General features: G+C 58.8%; 27 protein-coding genes and 1 tRNA gene. 7 read left to right on the forward strand and 21 right to left on the reverse strand.

Translation table 11 applies throughout. The features are described 5' to 3' along the window. Positions 1-69 precede the first annotated feature (69 nt). A complete protein-coding gene (gene crcB, locus QO002_RS10470) occupies positions 70-447 on the reverse strand; it encodes a fluoride efflux transporter CrcB (protein ID WP_307229318.1) in 378 nt (125 codons plus the stop codon). Between the two features lie 143 nt (positions 448-590). Here crcB and QO002_RS10475 point away from each other — a divergent pair, with 143 nt between their 5' ends. Then, positions 591-902: a DUF1883 domain-containing protein gene (locus QO002_RS10475; protein ID WP_307229320.1), complete on the forward strand. Its 312-nt coding sequence runs from the start codon at positions 591-593 to the stop codon at positions 900-902. Positions 903-944: 42 nt separating this feature from the next. Here the strand turns inward: QO002_RS10475 and fghA are convergent, their stop codons facing one another. The 6 genes from fghA to QO002_RS10505 form a co-directional block, all read right to left on the reverse strand. Beyond that, on the reverse strand, positions 945-1,778 hold the full coding sequence (gene fghA, locus QO002_RS10480) for an S-formylglutathione hydrolase (RefSeq protein ID WP_307229322.1): 834 nt from the start codon (positions 1,776-1,778) through the stop codon (positions 945-947). A 19-nt stretch (positions 1,779-1,797) separates the two neighbouring features. Continuing rightward, the gene (locus QO002_RS10485) at positions 1,798-2,460 is read right to left on the reverse strand and encodes a DUF1345 domain-containing protein (RefSeq protein ID WP_307229325.1); all 663 of its coding nucleotides are present in this window, start codon (positions 2,458-2,460) and stop codon (positions 1,798-1,800) included. Positions 2,461-2,469: 9 nt separating this feature from the next. Further along, entirely contained in the window at positions 2,470-2,937 is a 468-nt protein-coding gene (locus tag QO002_RS10490) for a YaiI/YqxD family protein (protein WP_307229327.1), read from the reverse strand. 21 nt (positions 2,938-2,958) lie between these two features. Beyond that, the gene (locus QO002_RS10495) at positions 2,959-3,438 is read right to left on the reverse strand and encodes a hypothetical protein (protein WP_307229329.1); all 480 of its coding nucleotides are present in this window, start codon (positions 3,436-3,438) and stop codon (positions 2,959-2,961) included. Positions 3,439-3,545: 107 nt separating this feature from the next. Then, a complete protein-coding gene (locus QO002_RS10500) occupies positions 3,546-4,673 on the reverse strand; it encodes an S-(hydroxymethyl)glutathione dehydrogenase/class III alcohol dehydrogenase (protein WP_307229331.1) in 1,128 nt (375 codons plus the stop codon). A gap of 102 nt (positions 4,674-4,775) precedes the next feature. After that, positions 4,776-5,174: a helix-turn-helix domain-containing protein gene (locus QO002_RS10505; RefSeq protein ID WP_307229333.1), complete on the reverse strand. Its 399-nt coding sequence runs from the start codon at positions 5,172-5,174 to the stop codon at positions 4,776-4,778. Between the two features lie 304 nt (positions 5,175-5,478). On the opposite strand from QO002_RS10505, the gene QO002_RS10510 reads away from it, so the two are divergent. The 3 genes from QO002_RS10510 to QO002_RS10520 all read left to right on the forward strand — a co-directional run bounded on the left by QO002_RS10510 (position 5,479) and on the right by QO002_RS10520 (position 8,416). Then, positions 5,479-6,360, forward strand: a complete 882-nt coding sequence (locus tag QO002_RS10510; RefSeq protein ID WP_307233311.1) for a DMT family transporter — start codon at positions 5,479-5,481, stop codon at positions 6,358-6,360. Between the two features lie 96 nt (positions 6,361-6,456). Then, entirely contained in the window at positions 6,457-7,059 is a 603-nt protein-coding gene (locus tag QO002_RS10515) for a hypothetical protein (protein WP_307229335.1), read from the forward strand. 94 nt (positions 7,060-7,153) lie between these two features. Further along, positions 7,154-8,416 carry a zinc metalloprotease gene (locus QO002_RS10520; RefSeq protein WP_307229337.1) on the forward strand — a complete coding sequence of 421 codons (1,263 nt, stop codon included), beginning with the start codon at positions 7,154-7,156 and terminating at the stop codon, positions 8,414-8,416. Here QO002_RS10520 and lipB read toward each other — a convergent pair. Then, positions 8,389-9,141, reverse strand: coding sequence for a lipoyl(octanoyl) transferase LipB (lipB, locus tag QO002_RS10525; protein WP_307229339.1), 753 nt, complete (start codon positions 9,139-9,141; stop codon positions 8,389-8,391). The genes QO002_RS10520 and lipB overlap by 28 nt on opposite strands. Before the next feature lie 198 nt (positions 9,142-9,339). On the opposite strand from lipB, the gene QO002_RS10530 reads away from it, so the two are divergent. Continuing rightward, a tRNA-Leu gene (locus tag QO002_RS10530) sits at positions 9,340-9,424 on the forward strand. 90 nt (positions 9,425-9,514) lie between these two features. On the opposite strand, the gene QO002_RS10535 is transcribed toward QO002_RS10530, so the two are convergent. The 11 genes from QO002_RS10535 to QO002_RS10585 all read right to left on the reverse strand — a co-directional run bounded on the left by QO002_RS10535 (position 9,515) and on the right by QO002_RS10585 (position 16,475). Beyond that, on the reverse strand, positions 9,515-10,582 hold the full coding sequence (locus QO002_RS10535) for a tyrosine-type recombinase/integrase (protein ID WP_307229342.1): 1,068 nt from the start codon (positions 10,580-10,582) through the stop codon (positions 9,515-9,517). Between the two features lie 205 nt (positions 10,583-10,787). Continuing rightward, entirely contained in the window at positions 10,788-11,213 is a 426-nt protein-coding gene (locus QO002_RS10540; RefSeq protein ID WP_307229344.1) for a GTP pyrophosphokinase, read from the reverse strand. Positions 11,214-11,564: 351 nt separating this feature from the next. Beyond that, positions 11,565-11,945 carry an HNH endonuclease gene (locus tag QO002_RS10545; RefSeq protein WP_307229346.1) on the reverse strand — a complete coding sequence of 127 codons (381 nt, stop codon included), beginning with the start codon at positions 11,943-11,945 and terminating at the stop codon, positions 11,565-11,567. After that, positions 11,945-12,127, reverse strand: a complete 183-nt coding sequence (locus QO002_RS10550; RefSeq protein WP_307229348.1) for a hypothetical protein — start codon at positions 12,125-12,127, stop codon at positions 11,945-11,947. The genes QO002_RS10545 and QO002_RS10550 overlap by 1 nt, the downstream gene beginning before the upstream one ends. Beyond that, positions 12,124-13,011, reverse strand: a complete 888-nt coding sequence (locus tag QO002_RS10555; protein ID WP_370878477.1) for a phage Gp37/Gp68 family protein — start codon at positions 13,009-13,011, stop codon at positions 12,124-12,126. Before QO002_RS10555 ends, QO002_RS10550 begins: the two co-directional genes overlap by 4 nt. A 4-nt stretch (positions 13,012-13,015) precedes the next feature. Next, a complete protein-coding gene (locus QO002_RS10560; protein ID WP_307229353.1) occupies positions 13,016-13,789 on the reverse strand; it encodes a recombination protein NinB in 774 nt (257 codons plus the stop codon). A 1-nt stretch (position 13,790) separates the two neighbouring features. Further along, the gene (locus QO002_RS10565; RefSeq protein ID WP_307229355.1) at positions 13,791-14,738 is read right to left on the reverse strand and encodes a recombinase family protein; all 948 of its coding nucleotides are present in this window, start codon (positions 14,736-14,738) and stop codon (positions 13,791-13,793) included. Beyond that, the gene (locus QO002_RS10570; RefSeq protein ID WP_307229357.1) at positions 14,738-15,007 is read right to left on the reverse strand and encodes a primosomal protein N' family DNA-binding protein; all 270 of its coding nucleotides are present in this window, start codon (positions 15,005-15,007) and stop codon (positions 14,738-14,740) included. Before QO002_RS10570 ends, QO002_RS10565 begins: the two co-directional genes overlap by 1 nt. Further along, complete coding sequence (locus QO002_RS10575) at positions 15,004-16,005, reverse strand: hypothetical protein (protein ID WP_307229359.1); 1,002 nt, start codon at positions 16,003-16,005, stop codon at positions 15,004-15,006. Before QO002_RS10575 ends, QO002_RS10570 begins: the two co-directional genes overlap by 4 nt. A 63-nt stretch (positions 16,006-16,068) precedes the next feature. Beyond that, positions 16,069-16,254, reverse strand: coding sequence for a hypothetical protein (locus QO002_RS10580; protein ID WP_307229361.1), 186 nt, complete (start codon positions 16,252-16,254; stop codon positions 16,069-16,071). Continuing rightward, positions 16,251-16,475, reverse strand: a complete 225-nt coding sequence (locus QO002_RS10585) for a hypothetical protein (protein ID WP_307229363.1) — start codon at positions 16,473-16,475, stop codon at positions 16,251-16,253. The genes QO002_RS10580 and QO002_RS10585 overlap by 4 nt, the downstream gene beginning before the upstream one ends. Positions 16,476-16,554: 79 nt before the next feature. On the opposite strand from QO002_RS10585, the gene QO002_RS10590 reads away from it, so the two are divergent. Continuing rightward, positions 16,555-16,689, forward strand: a complete 135-nt coding sequence (locus QO002_RS10590) for a hypothetical protein (protein WP_307229365.1) — start codon at positions 16,555-16,557, stop codon at positions 16,687-16,689. A 280-nt stretch (positions 16,690-16,969) separates the two neighbouring features. Further along, a complete protein-coding gene (locus QO002_RS10595) occupies positions 16,970-17,191 on the forward strand; it encodes a hypothetical protein (protein ID WP_307229367.1) in 222 nt (73 codons plus the stop codon). A gap of 171 nt (positions 17,192-17,362) precedes the next feature. On the opposite strand, the gene QO002_RS10600 is transcribed toward QO002_RS10595, so the two are convergent. Together QO002_RS10600 and QO002_RS10605 are read right to left on the reverse strand one after the other, a co-directional pair. Further along, positions 17,363-18,064, reverse strand: coding sequence for a DUF3800 domain-containing protein (locus QO002_RS10600; protein WP_307229368.1), 702 nt, complete (start codon positions 18,062-18,064; stop codon positions 17,363-17,365). Then, positions 18,061-18,369, reverse strand: a complete 309-nt coding sequence (locus tag QO002_RS10605) for a hypothetical protein (RefSeq protein ID WP_307229370.1) — start codon at positions 18,367-18,369, stop codon at positions 18,061-18,063. The genes QO002_RS10600 and QO002_RS10605 overlap by 4 nt, the downstream gene beginning before the upstream one ends. Between the last annotated feature and the right edge of the window lie 62 nt (positions 18,370-18,431).

An 18,431-nucleotide genomic window follows, 5' to 3' on the forward strand; every position in this document is an offset into this window, starting at 1 on the left:
TGCAGGGGCCTCTACGTGTTCTTGCCATTTCTGCCGCGCACATTTCCGGCGCTGGCCTGAACGCACGCTTTAGACCATTGCGCGCATCAGAGCCAGCCCGGCAACGACTGCGAGACCTGAAAGAATGACACTTGCCCCGACATAAAGTGCTGCCGGCAGCGTTTCTCCGCGCTCGAACAACGTAACTGCGTCCAGCGAGAAGGCGGAAAAGGTCGTATATCCGCCCAGTATACCGGTGACCAGAAATACTCGCATCTCCGGCGAGGCGCCGAACTTGCGGATGACCACTTCAGACAGCACGCCGATCAGGAACGAGCCGGTGACATTCACTGTCAACGTCCCCCAGGGGAAACCCGGACCAAAACTTCGCAGGGTGCCGAGACCGACAAGATAGCGCAGAACGGAGCCAAGGGCGCCGCCAAGCGCGACAAGAATAATGTGTGCCATGATTTTGCCATAGCTTATCCGGTCGCTGTTGAAAAGAACAGCAGTGTCCCGAAGTGGGAAGGTAAATGGCTGGCCAGTCAATCCGGACTTAACGATTGGCTGCTTAAATGCCGTTCAGCATAGTTCAACCACGCGGATGGCAGATGATGGCCTTGGCAATCCAGTTCACCCATTACGATCTCAAGCTGCTGCGAGCCGGGATCACGGTCGAGATCACGCTTGCGGCGGTGGCAAATGTCCGGCTGATGACGGCGAAGAACTTCGCGCTCTACAAGGAGGCGATGAAGCATCAGTTCATCGGTGGCGTCGCGCGCAAGTCGCCGATCCGACTGACCATCCCACAGGCTGGCCACTGGCATGTGGTGGTAGACATGGAAGGGCACCACGGCCAGAGCGAATCCAGCATTCGCATCGTTGAAACGGCTCCCGCACCCCGCTTTCAGTCGGCATCATGATTTGCGGCTGCCCGGCAGGCCGGCAGCGCCGTTTCTTCCCAGTTATGCCAGGCGTTCGGCATGCCACTTCAGGTGATCGTCCATGAAGGTCGAGATGAAGTAGTAGGAATGATCGTAGCGCTCGTGGAGCCTCAGCGTCAGGCCTATATCCGTTCCCTTGATCGCCTCTTCGAACAGCCAGGGACGCAGACCACCGTCGAGAAAATTGTCCGTCTTGCCCTGGTCGATCAGGAATTCCGGAAAGCGTGCGCCGTCCTTCACCAGTGCACAGGCGTCGTACTGGCGCCACGCAGCCTTGTCTTCTCCAAGATATTTTTCAAAGGCACCGATTGACCAATCGGCGGTGGAAGGCTCGACGATCGGGGCGAAGGCGGAGCAGCTGCGGAACCGGTCGGGATGCTTGAGGGCGATGGTCATGGCGCCATGGCCACCCATCGAATGACCGAAGATGCCCTGGCGGCTCATATCCACACGGAAATGCTGGGCGATGAAAGCCGGAAGTTCCTCGGTGATATAGGTGTGCATCTGGTAGTGATCGGACCAGGGCATCTGGGTCGCGTCGAGATAGAATCCGGCACCTTTGCCCATCTGCCAGTTGGTCAGTTCATCCGGCACATCCTTGCCGCGCGGGCTGGTGTCCGGGCAGACGATGATCAGGCCGAGCTCGGAGGCCATGCGCCGATATTCGCCTTTTTCCATGACATTGGCGTGCGTGCAGGTCAGGCCTGAGAGGTACCAGACCACGGGGCAGGGCTCTGCAATGGCCTGCGGGGGAACATAGACAGCAAAGGTCATCTCGCCGCCACAGGCTTCAGAATCGTGGGCGAAGACGCCCTGCATGCCGCCAAAGGCGGTGTTCTGGGAAAGGACTTTCATGTCGGCTCCTTACAAATTGCTATGCCAGCGAGACGGCCGTATTGACCGCTGCGGCAACGAGGGTGGTGTTGAAGAAAAACGAGACGATCGAATGCAGCAGGCTCAGCTTGCGCATGTCGGTCGAGGTGATCGCAATGTCGGATGTCTGGCCGGTCATGCCGATCACGAAGGAAAAGTAGAGAAAATCGTAAATGCCCGGCTCTGTATCTCCGGGAAAGTTGAGGCCGCCGCCGTTCTCTTTGTCCGCGGTGGTTCCGATAGCAGGGCTCCAATAGCGATGAGCATAGTGAAGGGCCGCCATCGTATGGATTGTCAGCCAGCCAAGCGTGACGGCAAGAAAGGCAAGAACCAGCGAGGCGAGGGGCGGTGTACCCGGTGCCTTGTTGAGTACCATGAAAAGCGAAGCAACCGACGCGATGATCGTCGCAAGCGTGACCGCGAAGATGATCGGGGCAGGTTCGTCCGTGCCGGCAGCATGTTTCTTTAGATAGGAAGCAGTCAGTTTGCGCAGCTGGAATCCGGTGAGCACCAGATAGACGACAAAGAAGACGACGGGCGTGCCGACGATCATCAGTTTCGGCTCGATCACCAGGCAGAGGAGAAGCGAAAGCAGGGCAACGACGACCGCGATATAGAAGGGCGCATGACGGCGAAGGGAGAGATTGCTGTCTCCGTTGGTCATTCCTGTCTCCTAACGACGCTTCACCCGCCGGCACAGCCGGTCGAGCGTTTCCAGAAAAGCGGATCGATCGCGAGGGGAGAACGCAGCGTTGTAACCCTTGCTTTCCCCGGTCTCGCGCAGATGTGCGCCAAGATCGCGCATAGCCGTCGCCATACCGATATTGCCCTTGTCGAACACCCGGCCCGTTGGTCCGGTCACTTCAGCACCTGCCGCGACGCAACGTCCTGCCAATGGCACGTCGGCGGTGATCACGATATCGCCCTCGACCGCCCGTTCGGCAATCCAGTCGTCGGCAGCATCGAAGCCGGCCGAAACGATTATGTTTCTGACCATCGGATCTCGCGACGGTCGCAGGCCCGAATTGGCGACGAAAACCACCGGCATGCCATGGCGCTCGGCGACCTTGAGGATCTCCGGCTTCACAGGGCATGCGTCGGCATCGACATAGATGGTGTTTTCGTGAGGCGTATCGTTCATGGCTCGATCCAGCGGCGATGGTTAGGGGCGGGATATGGTGTTGCCCATAGGCTTCATGGCCTCGCTGGCACCCTTCGTACCGGGAGCAGTCAGCGAGCGGATTGCTCCCTGGCGTGTCCAGGTCTCCGTCGACAACTCGCCGCCGGCATAGGCCCAGTTACCCTTCCAGCTGCCATCCGGCTGCAGGTCGTATTGAGAGATTCCGAAGCCGTCGTCGTTGCCGTAGCCGATCGCGATTGTATCATCATCCGGCGATGCAGCCTGGCTGGAGGTTTTACCGGCCTGCTTGCCGCCAAGTCCGACGCCGTAGGATTCTGTTCCGGCGATGGTCCACACGACGGAATAGGTCGTGCCGTTGCGGGTTACTTCAACCATACCGGTATACTCGCCGCCATTGTCCGGATTGATCCCCACCACATCGTAGGTTCCAACGGGATCTGCCACGGCGAAGGCGGGCGAAAGAAAGAAAAAGGCAGAAATGGCAAGACGGCGTGGCAACATGGTCTGTCCTCTAAGGACCGGCGCCGCATCCTGCTTGGAATGCGGCGCCGGTGCTGTTTGGGTGAAAGCGATGCGCGCTGCCTGACGTTACGTCAAGCTTGCACCCCTCAGTAAATCACGACCGAGCGAATGCTTTCGCCGGCATGCATGAGGTCGAAGCCGTTGTTGATGTCTTCGAGCGGCATGGTGTGGGTGATCATCGGATCGATCTGGATCTTTCCCTCCATGTACCACTCGACGATCTTCGGCACGTCTGTGCGGCCGCGCGCGCCGCCAAAGGCGGTGCCCATCCAGTTGCGGCCGGTGACCAGCTGGAACGGACGGGTGGAAATCTCCTGGCCGGCGCCGGCGACGCCGATGATGACCGACTTGCCCCAGCCGCGGTGCGATGATTCGAGCGCCTGGCGCATGACCTTGGTGTTGCCGGTGCAGTCGAAGGTGTAGTCAGCACCGCCGATCGTATCGCCGTTGCGCTTGGTCATGTTGACGAGGTAGGGCACGATATCGTCGCCCACTTCCTTCGGATTGACGAAATGCGTCATGCCGAACTTTTCGCCCCATGCCTTGCGGTCATTGTTGATGTCGACGCCGATGATCATGTCGGCGCCGGCAAGGCGAAGGCCCTGGATGACGTTGAGGCCGATGCCGCCGAGACCGAAGACGATGGCTGTCGAACCGATCTCGACCTTGGCCGTGTTGATGACTGCGCCGATGCCGGTGGTCACGCCGCAGCCGATATAGCAGATCTTGTCGAAGGGGGCGTCGGGGTTGACCTTGGCAAGCGCGATCTCGGGCAGGACGGTGAAGTTCGCGAAGGTCGAGCAGCCCATGTAATGGAAGATCTTGTCCTTGCCGATCGAGAAGCGCGAGGTGCCGTCCGGCATCAGGCCTTGCCCTTGCGTGGCGCGGATCGAGGTGCACAGGTTCGTCTTGCGCGACAGGCAGGAATAGCACTCGCGGCATTCCGGCGTGTAGAGCGGAATGACATGGTCACCCTTCTTGAGCGAGGTGACGCCCGGTCCGACATCGACGACGATGCCGGCGCCTTCATGACCGAGAATGGCCGGAAACAGGCCTTCCGGATCGGCGCCGGAAAGCGTGAATTCGTCCGTGTGGCAGATACCGGTTGCCTTGACCTCGATCAGCACTTCTCCGGCGCGCGGGCCTTCGAGCTGAACGGTCATGATTTCCAGCGGCTTTCCTGCCTGAACGGCGACGGCTGCGCGTACGTCCATGGGTGTGTTCTCCTTTATGGCAATGATTTTTGTCCACAATCGCAGAGTGGCGCAGCGCGCTCAAGCGCGTTGTCAACGGATTGTGGGGGAATCGATCAAGTCCTAGCGGATATCCTGTAGGACGCGGACAAGCTCGGCCTCAAGTGCTGCGATCGCTTTTCCCGTCTGCTCGTGCAACCCTTTGATTTGTGCCAGCTGAGCGGTAAGAGTGGCCGAGAGGGAACCTGAAAGTTCGTCCTTCGGCGCGTCGCCGAGACCTGCAATCAACCAGGCAGGGGTGACCCCAAGCATACCGGCCAGCATGAAAAGACGACTGGTTCGCGGTTCCGAGCGATCCCGCTCCCAGCCGGAAACCGTATCGACATGCACGCCCAGGCGGTCGGCAAGCTCTCGCGCCGACATTCCCAAGGAATCGCGTGCACGCCAGATGCGCCCGCCCAGCGTGTCGTTGTCCTGCGCCCTTCGCAGCATGGATATGGCGGTTTCCGTCGATAGACGCATCGGTTTCCCCTCTGGCAGCCGGACATGCACGGTGTGACATCAGGCGCGGCATTGGAAGTCCTGTTGCAATCTACAGTGTCCAGCTTCTCCGGGAATAGCCGCGAGCGGCAAAAGATCCGCCAAACGCGTCTTTCAGCCGCTTGAATTCAAGCGGTTTCTGAAGTTTCGACAAGCTCGCCTTCGCCGATTGAAACGGGCAGCGAAGTCGATAAGGTTCGGCTTTCATCGTTTGGATAGCCCGTCCGTGACCCCAGCCTCGTCCCTGCCTGCACCCACTCATACGGTCCTGCAGGGCCTCGCCATCATGCTTTTCGCGATGATCATTCTGCCCTGCATGGATGCTATCGCCAAATACATGGCGCTCTATCAGGGCATGTCGCCGGGGCAGGTGACGTTCTACCGTTTCTTCTTCCAGCTGGTTTCGACCCTGCCGTTGCTGCTTGCGCAAGGTGGCGTTCGGGCTCTGAGACCCAATCGGCCGGGTCTCAACCTGCTGCGCGGTGTGCTCCTGGCCGCCGCCGCTTTGTTGTTCTTCGTGTCGGTCAAGTACATGCCGCTTGCCGACGTTTTCGCCATCTATTTCGTCGAGCCATTCATCCTGACCTGCCTCTCGGCGCTGGTGCTGGGTGAAAAGGTCGGCTGGCGGCGATGGCTTGCCATCGTCGTCGGTTTCGGTGGCGCCATGATCGTCATCCAGCCGAGCTTCGAACTTTTCGGCCTGACATCGCTTTTGCCGATCGGCTGCGCTTTTCTTTTTGCTTGTTATCTTCTGATGAACCGCGCACTGGGCAACGCGGATTCGCCGCTTGTCATGCAGACCATCGCCGGGATCGGGGGGAGCGCCTTCATGATCGGTGCGCTGGCCATCGGTCACGGCATGGGGTCCGTTGATTTTGTTCCCTCACTGCCCAATACGACGCTCGGTTGGGTGCTCGTCATTACACTCGGCACACTTTCTGGCTATGGTCATCTGCTCGTGGTGAAGGCGTTTCAGGCCGCACCGGTCTCGATCCTTGCGCCGTTCCACTATTTCGAAATCATTTCGGCAACGGCACTCGGCTATTTCATCTTCTCTGATTTCCCGACCGCCTCGAAGTGGCTGGGCATCCTGATCATCATTGCTTCCGGCCTCTACATCATCTGGCGCGAACGCCGCCTGGCGCGCCAAAAGGTAAATGTTGAATGAACAGGGCAAGCCTCTGCTAAGGCTTCTTCTTGTCGGATTGGAAACGGCTGGATCCTAACCTAGCTCCCGGTTTCATGATGAAACGGGAGAGAAAGAATGGGCGAGCTTCGTCTGTCTTATCCGGCATGTGTTATCGCCGGGAAAATGCGCCTGACTGCGGAGGATATTCATATCCTGCGTGACCATGTCTTCGTTAGCGGCGTGACCACGTCTCAGGACGCGGTCATCCTGCTTGCAATCAATTCGTCCTGCACCGAGAAATGCCCGGAATGGCACCACTATTTCATCGAGACCATGACCGGTTTCATTGTCCGGCACTGCTATCCCCAAGGCTCCATGGATGATTGGAATACCGATTGGTTGATCGCCATGATCTCGACCCGAGGGGTCGTCAATTCACGGATCGAGCTCGATCTGCTTTTCCATATCCTGGATGTGGCTTCCAGTATTCCCGACAGCCTGTCGATCTTTGCCCTCGAGCAAGTCCGCCTGGCACTGACGGAAAAAAGTGGGGTCTGGGCATCCATGCGAGGCGGTCCCGATCGACAGTTGAACAAGGCGGATGTGCAGCTCGTCTGCCGGGTCATGGTGGCAATCGCCCGCTCGCGCGCAGCCAGCCTCACGGAACGCGAAACGACAATGTTACGCCAGATCGGCATATTGAGCGGGATCAACGGCCGGCGGGCTGCCGCCGCATAAGGCGACAGCGACACTGCCCGTGGATCGGGGTTGCCTGTGAGACGCTGGCTGCAAGGCTGAGTGGCCGAGCAGCGGGCGTTGACAGGAGATTGAGATGACGGCCCATCTTCCCGCAATTCTGCTTGCGGTGTTGAATGTTCTGCTCATCTGGCTGCTGATGGCGGTGCCGGTGGGACGGCGTAAACTGACCGGGCGGTTAAGATTGGCAGCCAGCGCTGACATGGTATGGGAGGCGGTTTCGCCGCGCGGCCGCTTCTCCGCGTGGCATTATAACATCATATCGAGCCTGCCTGTGCCTGGCGATTCTGGTCTCGTAGAGCAGCGGCTGACCGCGCCCGATCGTCACGGCGAGCCGATCAAGCGGGTTTTGCGCATCGATGAGCAAATGGATAGCAATGAACGGCGGCTGGTGGATGTCACGGTTGTGGAGGACAGCGCTCTCGATATCTCCTTCTGGAAGGATTTTCACGAACTGTTCATTCTGGATGATCATGGTAATGGCGTCGTAACGCTGACGATCGAGCGCACGGACCGCTATCGTGGGCTGGCGTTTCTGATTTTTCGATATTTTGCACTTCAACGCGAGTTGAAGGCACTTCGGCACTGGATCGAAACCGGTCGCAGCGAACGGGTGCGGATGGGTTTCGAACATCCTCTCGTTCAGACATTGCTGGCTGTGCTGTCGACTTTGATCCTCTGGCCGTTTTTCGGGATTACCGTCACTGGCCTGCTTCTCTCGGCGCTGCTGACCGTGGTCATTGTCATGCACGAGCTTGGCCATATGGCGGCTTACAGGGCATTTGGTCACCGCTCGACGCGGATGATCTTCGTGCCTTTGCTTGGCGGTGTGGCGATCGGCGGCAGGCCATATAATTCGCTGTTCGAGGTCGCTTCCTGTGCCCTGATGGGCGCTGGAATGTCCGCATTCCTCGTTCCGGTCGCCATTGCCCTGCATCAGGCTTGGGGTAAGGGCGCTGGCGCGACATCAATGCTTTTCTTTTTGCTGATTCTGGGCGCCTTCAATCTGCTCAACCTGCTGCCGATGAACCGCTTCGATGGAGGGCAGGTGCTTCGGCAAGTGTTTCCGGGGTCGACGAGCCTTGCAGCAGGCAGCTTCGTGGTAACCGGTATCGTATTGTCGATCGGCTGGCGCATCGGTGTTCCGCAGTTGGGTCTGCTGGCGGCCCTGGCGATCTTTGCGCTTCTGAGCTTGATGGGGCATCGGGGTGTGAAGCCACGCCACAGGCTCGACGACATGACGTCCTGCCAAAGACTGGTGAGCGGGCTCGGGCTTTACGCGGCGCTCGCGTTGCACGGCTACGCTCTTGTTTATGCGACCGACCGGCTGTTCGCCTGATCCAAACCCGATTTCTCAAGGATCACGGGTCCGAAGACAGCTTCAAGCGCTTCCTTCAAGCGGATGTCCACATCTGCCATAGAGACTGGCAAGCCAAGATCGACAAGACTTGTTACGCCATATTCCCTGATCCCGCAGGGAACGATCCCGCCGAAATGATCGAGATCGGGATCGATGTTCAGCGACAGTCCGTGAAAACTCACCCACTTGCGCAAACGAATGCCGATCGCCGCGATCTTGTCTTCGGCCATCTGGCCATTGGTGAGCAGCGGCCGCTCCGGTCGACGTACCCAGACACCGACGCGATCCTCACGGCGTTCCCCGGTGACGTTCATGCTCGCCAGCGTTTCGATCACGACGCGCTCCAGGGCTGCGACGAACTGGCGGACGTCTTGGCGGCGGCGCTTGAGGTCGAGCATGACATAGACGACCCGCTGGCCGGGGCCATGATAGGTGTACTCACCCCCGCGGCCGGTCTGGAAAACCGGGAAGCGATCCGGGGAAACGAGATCGGCAGAATCAGCACTCGTGCCGGCGGTATAGAGAGGCGGATGTTCGACCATCCAGATGAGCTCGTCGGCCTCGCCCTCGGCAATCGCGGCCACTTCCGCTTCCATTGTCGCTACTGCTTCCTGATAATCCACAAGGCCGGATGCGAATCTCAGACGAATGGCGGGACCGCCATCGGCGGCGAAAAATGTGGTTTCGAGCTTGTCTCTCTGCATATCGGTGCTGTCATCTCGCTTCAGTTCGACTTCTAAATGGTATGCTTCACAACCGAAGTCCAGCATTTGCAGGGGGTGCGCGAAGGTGGGGCGGAATTAGTTGATCTCCCTTTCAAATTTCTTTCACAATGGCCTTGTGCACCCCAGATGCTTTTGCTACATGCAGCCCCGCCGGAGCAATCCGGCGCCTACCACGATGCGGTCGTGGCGGAATTGGTAGACGCGCAGCGTTGAGGTCGCTGTGGGGCAACCCGTGGAAGTTCGAGTCTTCTCGACCGCACCAAGTAAACCGGCCTTGTGCCGGTTTTTCTTTTTCTAATCAACGATTTATGTTTTGAAGTGGTCCAATGTTTTTGGGGCGTTGGACCAAACGCTATCCCCACGAGCTATTTGTATTGACCCTCGAAAGAGCGGTCTTGGCAAGGTTCCAGCGCTCTACGCGCCGGGTGTAAACCTCGCTCGTCTTGGCTTCCGAGTGGCCCAGAATTGCCATGATCTCGTATTGGCTGCAGCCCAGTTCGGCCAGCACTTCTGCAAGGCCTTTCCTCACCCCATGAGCCGACAGATGCCCAAGGTTTGCATCGACGCACCACCGCTTAAACATCGCGGACATGGCGTCACCGCTGGCATAGGCTTTCGCTCCCCTACGGATGACATAGGTAGTGCCCAAGATTGTCGGCGCACGAACAGCGACCTTCAGCGGGTCCAGGAAGGGGATGCAGACTTCGGTTGATCCTTTCTTCATCGGGATCCACCTAAGCGCCTCCACGCCGTCTATGACACATTCAAACGATGGCCCGAGCATTGTCAGGTCTTCAATGCGGCATCCCGTCCAGAGAAGGACGGACATCGCGACGTGAGGCGTGCTGCCAGCCTTGTGCTTGGCAAAGAAGGCTTTGACATCATCGGCCTTCCACGGTGTCGCTCCGTCCCCTTTGCGATAGACCGATTTGATTCCGCGCGCTGTGTTTTCCTTGAGATATTTCCGGTCTACGCCCCAGTCGAACATCACCCCCACAGCTTCGATGAACGCATCGGCCTGGGCGGGTGTTGAGCCCATCCCATCCTGCATCCCGATCAGCTTTTCCCGAGGTATCTGCATCTTCTTGTCGGGTTTCTTGAGAAGACGGTTGAGCAGGTTTCGCTTCTTCTTGAGCGTTTTCGCGCTCGTCGTTCCCGCCTTCACCCGCTCTTCGAGATATTCGAAATAGGCGTGCACCAGCCAGCCGATGGTTTCCGGCATGGCCTGCTCGGACGGCTTCTTCTGGATGTCGGGCTTGATTCCCTTGCGGGCGAGATCGTACTGCCGGCTGAAGTCCGGATCGCCCGGTGACGCGTAGAGCTGGACCCGCTTGCTATGCTGATTTTTCGGCCGCACGCGATAGATCACACTCCCTGACGGCAGCTCCTGCCGGATCAGGCCGGGATAGTCGATTTTCATGGATGCGCTCACCAATCTTCGGGGCCTCCATGATCCGGTGAGGGCTTTTCTGCATCAACGCGGCCGCAGTGGATTTCGATTTGTCCACCGGTTATGCACAGCTTCTCCACAGAGAGGCCTGTGTCCTGAACGACCCTCAAGGCAATGCGCAAAGCTCTCTCGCTGGCGCGTACTCGTTTGGCTGGTTGGAAGAGGGCAGGCGCCGTCATTCCTCGCCTCCGTCTATTTCGCAACCCTCAGTCAACATCCGCAGCGCCGCCTCATATTTCGAACGTAGATGCTCCGCACCTGGCCGGAGGTTGTCTTTGATGTCGGCAATCTTCACCGATCGAGCTAGCGGGTTAACGGCAAGTCGGCGGATGAAATCGGGGTAGTCTTCGCCGGGTTTGCGCGACAAGGCGAAAACTGCTTCCACGACGTGCGGCTTGAAACCGTGCTCCCAATAGAGATCATTGGCGGTGACCGGCGTGTCTTCAAGGATATCGTGCAGCACGGCGACTATGCGCTCGTCTTCCGTCTCCATGGCGAGCATGACCCGGAGTGGATGGAGGATATAAGGCTGTCCGCTCTTGTCGACTTGCCCTGCGTGAGCGGCGGTGGCCACCTGGATCGCGGTGTTTAGGTCGGTCAATTTGCACCTCGTGTTTTCTTCGATGACGGAGTCCGCAGTGCTCGTCCATGGTACGCTATCGGACGAAGGAGATCACCCACTTGACGTCGCAAATCCCGGAGCCCTATCAGGCGTTCACGTTGCGAATGGAGGCGATGTTATGGAAAGAAACGAGCGCGATTGGGTTGGTCAGGAATCCACGAGCATTCAGGAGAGAGAGAAGGCGGATCTAGAAGCGGAGAAGACAGATCGGATCTGCGTCCATTGTGGGCAACCGTTTTTTTCCTACACGTCTGTCGCGGCCGAATTCTTTCTTTGTAGCGCGTGTGCCGATCAGTAAGCTTGCAGCCTTTCCCAGCTTCTAAGGCGTGGTCATGACACGATTTCTCCTGTGCGGCGGTCAACGACATCGCCGTTCATCAGTTTCCTGAAGCGGGGATTCGACAGGCTCGACTTCTTCTTTCCGCCGACGCGCTTGATCCGGTTGGCGTTGACCTTCGCGCGCACGGTTGCCTCGGTCTTGGTCTTGGCGAGGTGCGCCTTTCTGGTGATCGCCTGAAGGTTGCTCTCGCGGTTCTGGCCCCCAAGCCATACCGGGGTGATGTGATCGAACTCGGCTTTCACGCCGTCGCGGAACTCGACACCGGACACGGCGCAGACCCATCCCTGCCGATCAAGGATTCTGCGCTTGCACGCGTCTGTCGGCATGGCATCGTCGTTGCGACCGATCCACTCTTCTACAGTGCGGACCATCAGATCCCCCACATCCAAGCAAAGACCAGGGCGATGGCAAGCATGATGATGCTGGGCCAGAACAGTTTGACCGAATCGTCGTACTTCTCCTTGCGAGCCGCTACGACGGTGGCGACCAGCCCAAGGGCTCCAGGCAGACCAAAGGCCCCGACGATCGTGTAAGCGATGATATTGCCGATCATGCCGCACCGCCGATCTGCGGGAACGCATCGTGCGTCACGCCGTCGAGCATTCGGCCTGACTGCTTTTTGCCGATCTTGATCATCGACTGCAGCGAGGAATGGAAGTTTCCCGGGTAGTATTCGGACCCATCCTCCATGACGTGCATGATCGGCTTGTTGCCCGGATTGCCGTTTCGCGGGATCCACGGAACCCATTCGCCGTTCTGCTTGTGATGGAAGGCTGCGCCAGATTCTCCGGCCTGACGCCGAAGGCTACGGAACCACTCGGGATGTGTCGGACGTGCCATGTGGCCACCCTGGTCGGTTTCACCGCCAGTGATCACCCAATCAGGCATGAATGCCGCCGGGATGGCTATCGGGCCCAGCAACGGCTCAAACGATCCAAACGTGAATAGCGGTGATGTTTCAATCTTGGCGACCTGTAGCGCCGGCAGATTGATGTCAGCGCGCTTCTGGTCCTCGACGGTGGTGCCGAGAGCGGCATTGGCAGGCAACCCACCGACAGCATCAGCCATCTTGACGATGTTCTGCGGGCGCTTGGTCAGCAGCAGATAAACGAGGTTCGGCGTCTTCCGCATAACCGCGAACGCGTCACCGCGCCAATCCTGCGGAACCTGATTGTCGAAGATGTCGGCCAGCGATGCGCAGAACACAAAGGGCCGCGTGCCGTTCTTCTCTGCCTGGCGCTGCCACCGGAGTGGATCATTCCATGTGTGGCCGCCGGTGCGGACTCGCTCGCCTTTCGGTCCCCACTGGACCTTGCCATAACGCTTGTCCATCAATGCTTCGGCATAGCAGCCGTCGCAGGCTGGGGAGACCTTCGTGCAACCCATCCATGGGTTCCACGTGTGCGTCGTCCAAGATATTGCGCTGTTCTCGGCCATCGCCTCAGCCCTCCAACTCGGAAACATCAACGCCAGCCATGTTTGCGATGTAGCGAAGGGTGTCGCCGCGCGAGTGGGTGCCGAGAAGGCATTCCTTACACCGGATGTAGATCGAACCGGCTTTGTCACGGGCGAACTCGGAAAGCCCTTCAGGCTTATCGATAGCGAGCCGTTGGACGTTGAGGACACGTAAGGCTTCCTCGGTGTCGTTCGTCTTCGGCGTGGCTGCCCAGAGCATTCTCGCGACAACTGCGAGCCAGGTCAGATCGCTGGCGGAAAGAGTAGAGGGCGACGGCAATGGGGCGGAGCCATCGCCCTCTGCCGGCGCAATTGACGCGTCGGCACTCGCCACAGATGACGGGGGGGCGGTGTCATCTGCGGGTTCGGCGTTATGTAGTGATTCCTTAAATACCACTGAGCGTTCCGCTCCGAAAGCGTAGATCAGCTCAATCAGATTGCTCATCTCGTCGATCGTCAGCGTGGAGGTATGCATTCCCAACGGGACAAAGGTGCCTTTGTCGATGCCAGGGACGACGCGAGCGTGACGGAGGGAAGCGGTAAAAACATCCTTCCAGTCTTCGGCATCCAACTTCTGGCCGTACCATTCGACCTGATCGGACACCTCGTTGAGCATCGCCCACATTTTCGCGGACTGCTCGCTCGAGCGGCTTTTCTTGCGGAAGGTGACGACGGTGCCAGGATCAACGTTTTGAGCCCAGCGGGCCACCTGAGCCCGATCGTCGTTCGTTTTGATCGTCACGGTGGCGCGCGTGTTCATGTCAGCCCCCGATCTCGGAATTGATCTGCGACAGGCGGCGATCCTTGATCTTCTGCGCGATCCCACGGCTTTCGTCGTCACCATCGAAAGTCCCATCCGGGTCAAGATCGGTCCAGATTTCCTCCACGGTTGCTTCATCGTTCGCGCCGGCAAGCGCCGTCTCCATTGCCTCGAAATATCCGGTGCTGTCGAACGGCTGCTCTTCCCGTTGGGGCTCCGGTTCTGTCGCGGCGTCTATCGTCACGCCTTCGTCTGGCGGCATAGGCGGGGCAGGCGGCTCCTTGCGCGGGGTGATGTCGCGGATCTCTTCCGCATCGGCAATCTCACGCGCTTCGTACTCGTCACGGATACCGCCGAGGACGTCGCCGAAGAGTTCACGAAGGCAATACCCTGCCGCGCGCCACGCAAGCATGCGCTGCGGAAAGCGCCACCACGGGCTGTCGTTTGGCTTCTGCTCGTTCTTCTTGTCCCACTTGTTCCACTTCGTGACGACGGCTTCGGTCTGCCACAGGCCAGCGCGGACTGCGTCTTCCTGGGAGAACTCGACGCGCTTGTCCTCGTCGGTGTCGTTCCGCTTGGCTTCGCACCAGCCGATCATCTGGCCGTCGCGAATTTCGCAGCCGGTGCGCAGATAGGTGACTTTGCCCGACTGTCGAACGATGTTGATCAGGCCGTCGCCGTAGAGGGCGGGCTTACCGTTGATGACAGTGAAGCTGCGCAGCGCGACCATCGGCTTCAGGCCAAGCTCGGCGCCCGACATAATGGCAACCGTTACGGCACTGATCGCCGCATCTCCTTCCAGTTTGCCGATCAGCGCGGAGGGAGCGAGACCGCCGAGATAGACGGCCTTCGCAACGCGAAACGTCTCCTCGAAGGTCTGCGGTACGATCGCCATGACGTGACCGCCGCCGGCCAGCGCCGGCAGGTTCTGTTTAAGCGGAGCGTTCATCAGAAATTCCAATCCTGCTTGCCGGTAGCCTGTTGGGGCTCGGGCTTTGGTTCCGCGATGCGAACGATAGGCTTTGCGGCCATTTCGGACTCGGACTTGATCGCGATGACCTCGACTTCGGTTTCGCCTCGCGCGGTCGTAACGATGACCTTGGCGCCTGGCGCGATCTCCATGCCGGCCGGGATGAAATAGTCGTAGGTCTTCTCGTCCTTCTGCCATTTGAATTTGACAGCGGCGACCGCCAAAGCGGGTGTGAGTAAATCGGTCATCGTACTGCTGCCTTCTCTTCGGTGGTGATGCCGGGGATGTTGGTGCGGCCAGCGTCGAGCGCGCGCTGTGCGAGCTGCCGAAGCGTGTCCTGCATGGTGGGGTGGCCGATCATGTAGGCGGCGAGCGCCGTCCAGTCGGTAACGTCCTTCAGGATCGTCTTGACCTGCACGCTGGCCGACTTGCCGTATGTCGGCTTGATCGGAGCAGGAGCGGCTTCCGCGACAGAAACTGGCGTTGGGGCGAGAGCAACGTCGGACTGCGGCTCAGCGGCCCGTGCGGCTTCCTCTGCGGCAAGACGGGCCGTTTCCGCGTCACGTTCCCGCTGGCGCTGCTGTTGAAGCTTCACGGTCTCCCACGACCCAATTGCGTCACGGACCTTGTTCGCGCCCTCCTTGGCCGACTTGACCAGTGGCTGCCATTTGGCATCGACGGCCTTGCCCGCCTCAAAGTGCGGCTTCTTCAGCGCCTCGCGCTTCTTGTCGGCTTGATTGGAAAGCTCATTCAGCCGGTTGCGCAGCGACAGCGCCTTGGCTGCCGTGGCGTCGTCAGCGATTTTGGCATAGGCATTCATGCCCGTGAGCGCCGCGGCGATCTGATCCTGAAGTTCGGCGGCCTCGTCGACACCGGCAGAGTTATCGCCGGCCTTTGCCACCTGGTCTGCGACTACAGCGTCTTCGTCTGGGAACGGCTTGCCTTCCAGAGCCGCGTCATAGTCGGCGCGGGTGATCGGGTGCGTGCGGCAGAAGTTCCAAGTCTCGGCTGGATCGGCTTCCCTGCCGCTGCGATATGCGAGCCAGCCGCCGGAATCCTCATCCCACCACAATGCGACAGGCTCCCACTTGCCGCCTTTGAAGCGGGTCCGGTAGTAACCCTGCTCCGGCTGGCCTTCGCTCATCGGGCCGATTACGCCCTTCAGCGCGTTCTGCCACCACGCCCAGCGGTTCACGAGCTTTGTCGCGATAGACCCAAGGCTCTGCGCTTCCATATGCTTGTTCATTCTCGGCTCCTGTCGAATAGGGTTCCCCGGCCTACGAGAGACAATGGGCTGGGGAAGTGGGGGTTAGGTGGGCTCGAAGGTCCGCGGCGCGGTGAGTGCGACCCGGATGAGTTCCCGGCCAAGGGCAAGGTTCTCGTCGCGTGGCGTTAGGTTGCTGGCCTTGTCGTCCTCAAAGGTGATGAACAGCCGGCGGAGTTCGTGAAGCGTCTTGACGGGTACGGAGACGCGGGGCTCGGTGCGGCCGATCATGCTACTGCCCTCGCGTTTTCTAGGGCGATGACGGGATCGGGGAACGTGGAGAAGCGCTGAAATCGCTCCACCGTCGTGCCGGGGTGAAGATTGGATTCCTCGATCGCGGCGGCTTCCGTCCGGAATTCGATTGCGTCGTCGATCTCGTAGGAGAACTCGCCGTTCTCGGTCAGGAACAGACCGCACTCGGCTTCAACTCTGTATCGCGTGACCATCGTCATCTCGGATCCCCATCATTGCGCCGACCCGTTTCTCTGCTTGCTTTGCGGCGGGTCATTCGTGTCGGCTGATGGGGAGAAGATGTCATCGAACACGATCAGTGTCAACATGTTTTATGTTGATTACGATAAAATCAACATGATAGATGTTGACTATGTTGGTCAGGGAGCAAAAGAAAAGTCTCAGCGGGACGATCCGACTGGTGCTGATATGTGATTTGTTGGGCGACCGGGTGCAACTCCCGAGCTGGTGAAGCCCGAGGCGCGGGAAGCGAAAGCCCTACTGTGCTGCCAGAAAATGAGGGTGGATTGCTGAAAGGCGTCCTGGCACGTGTCCCATCCCGGCTCCGGCCTTCAGGACTTGGCCATGGTTTCCCCCGCCTCTTGAACTTGGTTCATGGGGTAGGGGGAAGCTATGGCCGGAACCCTCCCTCTCGCAACCTTCAGAACCTTGAAAAACAAGATAGATCAGTAGGTAATTGGGTTAGGAGATACACATGCGTATGAACAATCTAAGCGCCAGGCTGAAAGTGAACTCCTGGCTTGAGCGAACTGGTCGCAAGGCTATTTCGGCTGATCTGTCTTATGAGGGTTTCGCGACAGAACTCCGTAAGATCACCGCCCCGAAGACTGCGCAGGCTCCGTTCGTGACACGCGCCGACGCGGTTGCATATATCCGACACATCGCTAGCGTTGGGACGCTGCTGTTCCCGCTCTGAAGGGAGTTGTTGGAAACAGGGGTAGCAGACGTGATTAGAGTGGAACATCCGGCACTATCTGGTACTCTACGGGAACTCCCGCAGGTGTGACCCCACTGCCTAGAGTCGTGTGGACCGTGAACCCGGTGGCTTTCGAGCCTTGACCCTGCGGGATCCTTCTACTGCAACTGCCTATGCCAGACCGTGAATTTGCCTTTCAGGTTCGTATCTCGCCATACGTCCGCTATCTTGGCGCGGCCAAGAATGTATTCGCTGAGATGGTTCTTGGACCAAATGGTGCCCGTTCAGTCGGTGAGTAACCGCCCCTAAGAGAAGATCGACCACCTGTAGGCAGTGAACATCCTTGGAATTCCTAAAATGAACTCTTCGGAACGGTTGATGGCGAGTGTCGCCTTTTTTCTTGCGGCCCGCGTTCAATATTGTTTGAAGTTCGTCAAGCGATGATGGTGTGTCTCGGTGATCTGCATGTACATGGAACATCGGCTCCGGATACAGCCGAGCGCATTTGTGCAATAGCTGATAAACTTCCTTGTTAAAGCCAATCTCTTTGTCGCCCTGATTAAAGACGTGCTCCTTCCGCTTTGTCGTATCGACCACGAGGCAGTGGAATTCCAGAGGCGTGTAGTCATCGACCACGTCAAAGAAGCAGTCCGCCACGAGTTTGTAGGCGAATAGCTTTGCCTTCGACACTTTTCCCCATTTCAACTCACCATTCGGTAGCTCGAGCTTCCTGGCGTGCGCGATGCAGTGGTCGAAGAGCGAAACAAATCTATTGTCGAGAACAAGGGCGCCAAGCGTCAGATATCGGTGCTTCGTCTGGCTGCTCTCATCGAGAAAGATCGAGTATGTGGCGGCCGCTTCTGAGTAGCTCATCCGCCCCTCAAGACCTCATCCTTCGAATCCAGCACGATCTTGAGCATGCGGATTGTAGTAGCTGCGTCGAGCAGAGCATCTTTCGCCTGATCGACAGGTAACCATCGCGCTCTTGCTGACGCTGTTCGTAGGTAAATCACTACATCTCGCCCGAGTGCTGTTTCCTCAGGTCCGATGTGCCCCCGCATGTCCCGGATTGTGTCGATCGACTGATCGAGAAGCCGGCTCACTTCGCGCGCGGTCAGCCGATCAGCATCATTTGCAGCTCTGATCAGTTCTGGAATTAAGTCGGTGGTGTGGGTCATGGCTTCATCTGCTGATCGCACGTTCGTACTGCATCCTCATGCATATCGTTCCGTGGCTTGTC

Origin of the sequence: Pararhizobium capsulatum DSM 1112 (assembly GCF_030814475.1) — a bacterium.
GTDB lineage: Bacteria > Pseudomonadota > Alphaproteobacteria > Rhizobiales > Rhizobiaceae > Pararhizobium > Pararhizobium capsulatum.